This is a genomic window from Thermoanaerobaculia bacterium, from assembly GCA_035260525.1.
Classification (GTDB): Bacteria; Acidobacteriota; Thermoanaerobaculia; order UBA5066; family DATFVB01; genus DATFVB01.
The window spans coordinates 1-7,911 of the sequence record DATFVB010000016.1 but is presented as its reverse complement, the minus strand read 5'-3'; the positions used below and the strand labels follow the sequence as shown (position 1 = coordinate 7,911).

Annotated in this window: 7 protein-coding genes; 2 read left to right on the top strand and 5 right to left on the bottom strand. The window is 70.9% G+C overall.

Annotated features, from left to right (window positions below; genetic code table 11):
* The coding region (locus tag VKH46_00565) for an ATP-binding cassette domain-containing protein (protein HKB69307.1) at positions 1-986 on the bottom strand (986 nt) is incomplete at its 3' end.
* 17 nt (positions 987-1,003) lie between these two features.
* Positions 1,004-1,963 (bottom strand): BMP family protein, encoded by a 960-nt coding sequence (locus VKH46_00560; protein ID HKB69306.1) that lies wholly within the window; start codon positions 1,961-1,963, stop codon positions 1,004-1,006.
* Positions 1,964-2,022: 59 nt separating this feature from the next.
* On the opposite strand from VKH46_00560, the gene VKH46_00555 reads away from it, so the two are divergent.
* Positions 2,023-2,538 carry a hypothetical protein gene (locus VKH46_00555; protein HKB69305.1) on the top strand — a complete coding sequence of 172 codons (516 nt, stop codon included), beginning with the start codon at positions 2,023-2,025 and terminating at the stop codon, positions 2,536-2,538.
* A 7-nt stretch (positions 2,539-2,545) separates the two neighbouring features.
* Positions 2,546-3,124: a hypothetical protein gene (locus VKH46_00550; protein HKB69304.1), complete on the top strand. Its 579-nt coding sequence runs from the start codon at positions 2,546-2,548 to the stop codon at positions 3,122-3,124.
* 154 nt (positions 3,125-3,278) lie between these two features.
* Here VKH46_00550 and VKH46_00545 read toward each other — a convergent pair whose 3' ends face one another.
* The 3 genes from VKH46_00545 to VKH46_00535 all read right to left on the bottom strand — a co-directional run.
* Positions 3,279-4,043 (bottom strand): SDR family oxidoreductase, encoded by a 765-nt coding sequence (locus VKH46_00545; GenBank protein HKB69303.1) that lies wholly within the window; start codon positions 4,041-4,043, stop codon positions 3,279-3,281.
* Positions 4,044-4,089: 46 nt separating this feature from the next.
* Positions 4,090-5,835 carry an acyl-CoA dehydrogenase family protein gene (locus VKH46_00540; GenBank protein ID HKB69302.1) on the bottom strand — a complete coding sequence of 582 codons (1,746 nt, stop codon included), beginning with the start codon at positions 5,833-5,835 and terminating at the stop codon, positions 4,090-4,092.
* 80 nt (positions 5,836-5,915) lie between these two features.
* Positions 5,916-7,911: 3-hydroxyacyl-CoA dehydrogenase NAD-binding domain-containing protein (locus VKH46_00535; protein ID HKB69301.1), on the bottom strand; the 1,996-nt coding region annotated here is incomplete at its 5' end.

Below are 7,911 nucleotides of genomic sequence, written 5' to 3'. Positions count from 1 at the left end.
AGCCGAAGGTTGTCCGCGATCGAGAAATCGAGGATCAGCCCTTCCCGCTGGCGGTCCCCGGGGACGAGCGACGCTCCCGAGCGGCGGAACCGGCCGCCGTCGACGCGCGCGCCGGAGAGCGAGACGGACCCTCCCGAGGGCGAGCGGAGGCCGGCGACGATCTCGGCGAGCTCGTCCTGGCCGTTGCCGTCGACGCCGACGACCGCCGCGATCTGGCGCTCGCGGACGACGATCGAGAGCCCGTCGAGCGCCGTCGCCTCCGGCGAAGGCGGCGTCGAGACGCCGTCCACGACGAGGACCGGCGCGCCGGGCGCGCGCGGCGTCCGGGGCGCCGGCTCCGTCCCGGCGAGGAAGAGCGCCGCGATCTCGTCAACGGCGGTCTCGCCGACGGCCTTCGTGAAGACGCGCTCGCCGCGGCGGAGCAGCGTGATCCGGTCCGCGACCGCGAAGACCTCGGGGAGCTTGTGGGTGATGAAGACGACCGCCGTGCCGCGACGCGCCGCCGCGCGGACCGACGCCGTGAACGCGCCGATCTCCGCCGGGGCGAGCACGGCCGTCGGCTCGTCCAACAGGAGGAGGTCGGGCCGGCGGAAGAGGGCGCGCGCGAGCTCCAGCCGCTGCCGCGCGCCGACCGGAAGCCGCGCCGCCTCCGCATCCGGATCGCCGAGCGCGATGCCGGTTTCCTCTTCGACGCGGCGGAATCGCGCGGCGAGCGCCCGCGGGCCGAGGCGATGGAGACCCGTGTCCTCGACGGCGAGACACTCCGCGGCCGTGAGCCCGGGCGGAATCGCGAAGTGCTGGTGCACGTGGCCGACGCTCCCGGAGACGGCGACCTCTCCGGAGTCGGGGACGATTCTCCCGTCGAGGACGTTGGCGAGAGTCGATTTCCCCGCGCCGTTTTCGCCCAGCAGCGCGTGGACCTCTCCGGGCTCGAAGTCGACCGAGACGTTCGACAGCGCCGTCGTCCCGCCGAAGCGGACGGTCACGGCGCGGACGGAGAACGTCAGAAATTCCCCCGCGGGACGACGAGCGATCCGGAGACGATCGCCGCCCGCGCCCGGTCGATTTCCGCCGGGAGTCCCGCGGGAAGCGCGGGCTCGAGCCGCGGATTCCAGACGAAGGAGATCACGCCGTCCCGGATGCCGAAGCGGATCGACCGCGGCTTGAACTTCCCGTCGCGGACCTCGCGCGCGACCGCGACGAACGCCTTCGGGATGTCGATGACCGCCGAGGCGACGATGACGTCCGGAGCGAGGCCGTTCTGGTCCTTGTTCGTCCCGAAGGCGAGGATCTTCCGCTCGCGCGCGGCCTGGAACACGCCCGCCCCGGCGGCGTCCGCGTTGTGGATCACGACGTCGCACCCCTGGTCGGCGAGCGCGAGCGTCGCCTGCCGGGCGGCCGCCGCGTCGTCGAACGACCCGGTGTACACCGTCCGGACGGCCTCCTTCGGGTTCACGGCGTGAACTCCTCCCTCGAAGGCGAGGAAGGTGGAAGCGACCGACGGGATCTCGACCCCCCCGACGGCGCCGACGATCCCGGTCTTCGACAGCCGCGCGGCGGCCATCCCGCAGAGGTACGTCGCCTGCTCGAGCTCGAACACCATCGGTGAGAGGTTGGGAAGAATCGTCGATCCCGAGGTCGTGATGAAGACGGTCTTCGGGAAATCGCGCGCCGCGCGCGCCGCGGCATCCTGGAACTCGAACCCGTGGCCGAACTCGAGCCATGCCCCGCGCGAGGCGAAATCGCGGAACTGCTCCTCGAACTCGGAGGGTGTTTTCACCTGCACGTGCGCGACGGGGACCGCGAGCTCCCGGTGGATCTCCATCAGCCCTTCGTACGCCGCGGCGTTCCAGCCGTGGTCGGTTACGGGGCCGGGTGTCAGCAGCGCGACGCCGGCCTTCTCGCCGCCGCACGCGGCGGACAGAGCGGCCGCCGCGAGGAGAACGAGGCCGCGACGCTTCATGGCGCGAAGTCTAACCCGAGGGGAATGATGCGCCGGAGGGCGCGGGATAAGATCTCCGCGTGCCCCGCTGGCTTTCGTCCCTCCTGCGACGCCTGGAGCTCGACCGGCTTTTCGCCCGGACCGGAGGCGGTTTCTTCCTGCGGCCCGACTCCCCCGAGCCGCCGCCGGCCGGCGCGGCGCGCGAACACGAGATCCCGCCCTCGCTCTCGGTCCATGTGTCGGGCCCCGAGATCCGGTCGAACGTGGCGGGAGGCGACGGCGACGAGACGATGATCACGACCCTCGTGGCCGCATGGCGCCCGAACCCGGTTCCGCCGGAGGAGTGGATCGAGCTCCTCCGGTCCGCGCCGTTCGGAACGACATCGACGTCGGCGCGCGAGCTGCGCTGGGACGGCAAGGAGCTCTCGATCGAGCGCGTGAATCCGTCGGAGATCGAGTCATTCGCCGCGAAGATGGACGAGTGGGTCGAGTACGCCAACAGCGAGCTCGCGATTCGCCGCGCGACGCCGGAGGCGGTCGCCCGGTTCGAGGGGCGCAAGCGCGCGGCCGAGCTGCAGAGCCGGTTCCGGCGGTAGCTCCGCGGTGAACGACGATGAGCGGCGCCGCGTGCTCGACTGGGTCAAGCCGCTCGCCGTCGGCCTCGACGGTGTCACGAACTTCGGCGACGTGGAGCGGATCGTCCGCGCGGCCGAGGCGATCGCGGCGGGGCGGCCCGACGTCGACCCGGACCGACTCTTCCTCCTCGCCGTCTTCTCGGGTCAGGAGAAATGGGTCGCGGGATTTGCGCACGGGAGCCGGACGGAGCTCTTCCTCGCGTCGGCCGGCGTGAGTCCGGAGAACGTCCGGAGCCTCCGGAAATCGCTCGCACGCTACGCGCGCACCCCCTCGACGTCCGAAGAGGAGTGCGTCCACGACGCCCGGCGCCTCGACGAGATCGGCGCCTACGGGATCGCGCGGCTGACGGCGCTCGGCGCGCGCGAGCGGATGGACCTCTCCGAGCTCGCCGCGGAGATCGAGTCCGAGGCGCGCGACGACTTCCGGACCGAGAAGGGCCGCGCGCTCGCCGCGCCGCGGCTCGCCGTCATGCGGGATTTCGCGCGGAGACTCAGGGACGAGATCGCGGAGTTCGGGAGCTCTGGATTCCCGCTTTCGCGGGAATGACCCGGATGTATCCCGCCTCGGCCCTTCTTCGCCAAGGCTTCGGAGGGCTCCGGCATTGCCTCCGGCGATCTTGACCCTGGCGTGATGCTTCCATTGTGCAATCCGCCCAAGCTCGCGAGAGCGAAGGAGGATGGCCGCGCCGGTTAGTACCCGGCTAGTAGAGAGATCTCCCCCCATCCACCGTCAGCACCTGCCCGGTCACGAACGCCGGGCCGTCGCAGAAGAAGGCGACGGCGGCGGCGATCTCCTCGGGCGTGCCGGAGCGGCGGAGCGGGATCTCGGAGACGAGCTTGCCGACGAGGTCCTTGCGCATCCCGGCGGGGGGCAGGATCGTTCCCGGCGCCACGCCGTTGACGGAAACTTCGGGCGCGAGCTGCCGGGCGAGGACGCGCACGACCGCCTCGACCGCCGCCTTCGAGATCGCGTGCGCCGAATAGCCCTTCCAGAACCGGCGCGCGGCGAGGTCGGAGATGAGCACGACGCGGCCCCGCCGCGCCCGCAGCTCCTTTTCCGCCGCGCGAGCGAGGAGGAAGTTCGCGCGCGCGTTCAGATCCATCGCCGCGTCCCAAACGCCGGCGTCCGTCTCCGAGAACGGCACCTTCAGGAAGTTCGCGGCCGAGCCGACGAGGAGGTCGAGGCGGCCGAACGCCCGGATCGTCCGCTCGACCAGACGCGCGGGATCGGCCGCCCGCGAGAGATCCGCGCGGATCGCGACGGCCCGCGCGCCGGCGGCGCGCGCCTCCGCGACGACCGCGTCGGCCTCTTCCCGCGACGCGTGGTAGTGGACCGCGACGTCGCATCCCGCCCGCGCCCGCTCGAGAACGATCGTCCGGCCGAGACGCACGGCCCCGCCGGTCACGAGCGCGACGCGCCGAGACGTCCTTTTGCGCTCGAGCGCGAGCGACGGCCCGCGCTTCACGACGCCCTCGCGATCCGGGGCCGCCGTCGCCCCCCCGGCGGAGCGCTCATTCCCAGTAGCTGAACGCGTAGCCGCCGGCGCCGTAGGCCGTCTCGGAGATGGCCGTGAGGTCGGCGTCCGGGCTCCGGTCCATCGCCTTCAGGTTCCCGACGATGCGGTGCCGGGCGTCGCGGATGAACGTTTTCGCGAACCGGATCTCGTCGGCCGCCGTCTCCGCCCCGCGTCGCGCGGTCGCGGCGGTCGCCCGCGAGAGCACCGCGTATCCGGCATAGAGGTCGATCGTCGCGTCGGCGAGCCGCTCCTGCTGGTACTCCTTCTCGATGATCCCCTTCCCGTACTTCTGGAGGAGCGTCTCGACCGCGTTCGCCATCGCGCCGGTGTACTTGACGAGCGCGTCTCCCTCCGGCGCGAGCTCGGGCGCGACCGCCGCCAGCCCTCCCGGCGCGACCGCGCGCCGGATCCGCTTCCCCGCGAATCCCGAAAGGATCCCGAGCGACGACAGCGGCGCCTTGAGGGCCCGTCCGACATCCTTCATGTAATCCCCGACGTCGCGGGCGCCGGAAAGGGCGATCAGCATCCGCAGGATCTCGTTGGTCCCTTCGAAGATCATGTTGATCCGCGAGTCGCGGAGCGCCTTCTCGTACGGGTACTCTTCCATGAACCCGTTTCCGCCGGCGATCTGGAGGGCGTCGTTGATGTTCCTCCAGACGACTTCCGTTCCGAAGACCTTGCAGCAAGCCCCCTCGAGGGCGTAATCCTCCGCCCCCGCGTCGATCATCCCCGTCGTGAAATAGACCATCGACTCGAGGGCGTACGTCTCGACGACCATCCGGGCGAACTTCGTCCGGATCATCTCGAATTTCGCAATCGGCGTCTGGAACTGCTTGCGCTGTGTGGCATGGAGCGCGGCGGCGCGGATCATCGCCTTCGATCCGCCGACGCAGCCGGCCGCGAGAGAGGTGCGGCCGGTGTTCAAGACCTCGACCGCGATCTTGAATCCCTGACCCCGCTCGCCCAACACGTTGGCCGCGGGAACGCGCAGGTTCTCGAAGTGGATCTGGCAGGTCGACGACCCCTTGAGCCCGAGCTTGTTCTCCTCCTTCCCCCGCGTCAGGCCGGGAAGGTCGGAGGTGACGACGAACGCGGTGATCTTGCGGTGCGGCTCGGTCGCGGGAAGCCCCTCGTCGCGCGCGAAGACGGTGAAGAACGACGCGAACCCGCCGTTGGAGATCCACTGCTTGGTCCCGTTGAGGACGAACGTGTCGGTCTCCGCGTCGTAGACCGCCGTCGTCTTTTGCGCCGCGGCGTCGGAGCCGGCCTCGGGCTCGGTCAGCGCGAAGGCCGCGATGAGCTCGCCGGCCGCGAGCTTCGGAAGCCATCTCTGCTTCTGTTCCTCCGTTCCGAACAGGATCAGCCCCTTGCACCCGATCGACTGGTGCGCGCCGACGACGATCGCGAGCGAGGCGTCCGCGACGCCGACGTCTTCCATCACGCGGCAGTACGCCGAAGCCGAGAAACCGAACCCGCCGTACGCCTCGGGGATCGCCATCCCCATCAGGCCGAGCTCCGAGACGCCGCGGATGACGTCCGCGCCGACGGAGTGCTCGCGCTCGATCTTCGCGGGATCGATGCGCGCGGCGGCGTACTGCCGGAAGGAGTCGAGAAACGTCGAGACCGTCTCGCGCTCTTCCTCGCCGATCTGCGGGTAGGGGAACAGCGCCTCCTCGTCCACGACGCCGGAGAAGAGGGACTTGACGAAGGCGTGACTTCGGGGGGGAGCTTCGATCGACATGGAAACCTCGCGAAAGAAAAAAGTCTACTCCACCCGGGAGATTTTCGCGTGATTCGGCCGGCGGGACGCGGGGAGGCGCTTCAGCGCGGGTAGAAGGACGCGTGCGCGTCCGCCATCCCGACGAGGAGCGGCGACGGAGCGAAGCGCGCTCCAAGGCGCTCCGCGAGGTCCTGGAGACGATTGACGACGCGGTCGGCGCCCAGGTCGTCGGCGTACTGCAGGAGACCGCCGCGAAACGGCGGGAATCCCGTGCCGAAGATCATCGCGAGATCGAGCCTGGCGGGCGCGTCGACGATGCGGTCTTCCAGGCAGTACGCCGCCTCGTTGACCATCGGCATCAGGAGCCGCGCCTCGATCACCTCGGGGGGCAGCGGCGCGGACTTGCCGGGGCGCACGCCGATCAGCCCGTACGCCTCGGGGTCCGGTCCTTCGCGGCGGGTGCCGCGGTAGCGATAGAAGCCCCGGCCCGATTTGCGCCCGAGCCGGCCCTGCGCCGTGAAGGGCTCGAAGCGCGCGGAGAGAGGGAGCCGGTCGGGGAACGCCGCCGCCATCGTGCGGCCGCCCTTGGCGGCGACGTCGATCCCGACGTCGTCCAAGAGCGCGAGCGGGCCGACCGGCATGCCGAACCCCGTGAGCGCGCGGTCGACGTCCTCGATCCGGCACCCCTCCTCGAGGAGACGGACGGCCTCGGAGAGATACGGGGCGAGGATCCGGTTGACGAGGAAACCCGGAGCGTCGCGCACGACGACCGGCGTCTTGCCGAGCTTCTTGGCGAGGTCGAAGATCGTCGCGACGGTCTCGTCGGAGGACTTCTCGCCGCGAATCACCTCCACGAGCGGCATGCGGTGGACCGGGTTGAAGAAATGCATTCCCGCCACCCGCCGCGGCTGGCGGGCGGCCTCGGCGATTCTCGAGATCGGGAGCGTCGACGTGTTGGAGGCGAAGATGGCCTCGTCTCCGACCGCCTGCTCCCATTCCCGGAGCACCGCCTGCTTGATCTCGAGCTTCTCGACGACCGCCTCGATCGTCACCTCCGCGCGGGCGAACCCGGCGTAGTCGAGGCCGCCGGAGATCATCGCCATCTTGCGGCGGAACTCGGAACGCGTCATCCGGCGCCGCCGCATCTTCTCCTTCCAGAGGTCGGCGGCCGCGCGGAAGCCATGCGCGAGCGGCTCCGGCGCGACGTCCTTCATCCGCGCCGGGAAGCCGCGGTCGGCCGCGAGCTGCGCGATCCCTCCGCCCATCACTCCCGCCCCGAGCACGCCGATGCGGCGGACCGGACGCGGGACGACGGTCGGGTTGATCGCGCCGGTCTCCTTCTTGACCTCCTCGGTCCAGAAGAAGATGCGCAGGAGGCGCCGCTGCACGGGGGTGCCGATCAGGTTTCCGAGACGCGCGTTCTCGACGGCGAGCGCGGCGTCCATCTTCTTCCCGAAGCCTTCGGCAACGGCGCCGAGCGCCTCGATCGGCGCCGGGTAGTGTCCGTGGGTGCGCGCGAGCACCGAGGCGCGCGCCTTCCGGAAGAGGAGCGCGCGCCCGGCGGGATTGCCTTCGAGGAGCCGCGCGGCGAACGGGAGGCGGGCCCGCCGTCCGCGCGGTTTCCTCGCGCCGAACTTTCCGCGCGCGAACGTCTCGCTCCATTCCGGGAAGATGGCCTCGGGCACGACCGCGTCGGCGAGGCCGATGCGGGCGGCGCGTTTTCCGTCGATCGGCTTGCCCGTCAGGATGAGGTCGAGCGCGGCCGCGAGCCCGACGAGCCGGGGGAGCCGCTGCGTCCCCCCCCAGCCGGGGAGGATCCCGAGGTTGACCTCCGGGAGCCCGATCATCGTCTTCGGCGAGTCGGAGCACACCCGCCAGTCGCAGGCGAGCGCGAGCTCGGTCCCGCCGCCGAGGCACGCTCCCCGGATCGCGGCGACGGTCGGGAAGGGGAGGCTCGCGAAGCGGTCGAAGATGCGCTGCCCGACGGCGGAGGCCGTCCGCCCCTCTTCCGGAGTGACGACGTTCTCGATCTCCCGCACGTCGGCCCCCGCGATGAATATGTCGGGCTTTCCCGAACGGAAGAGGAGCGCTTCGATC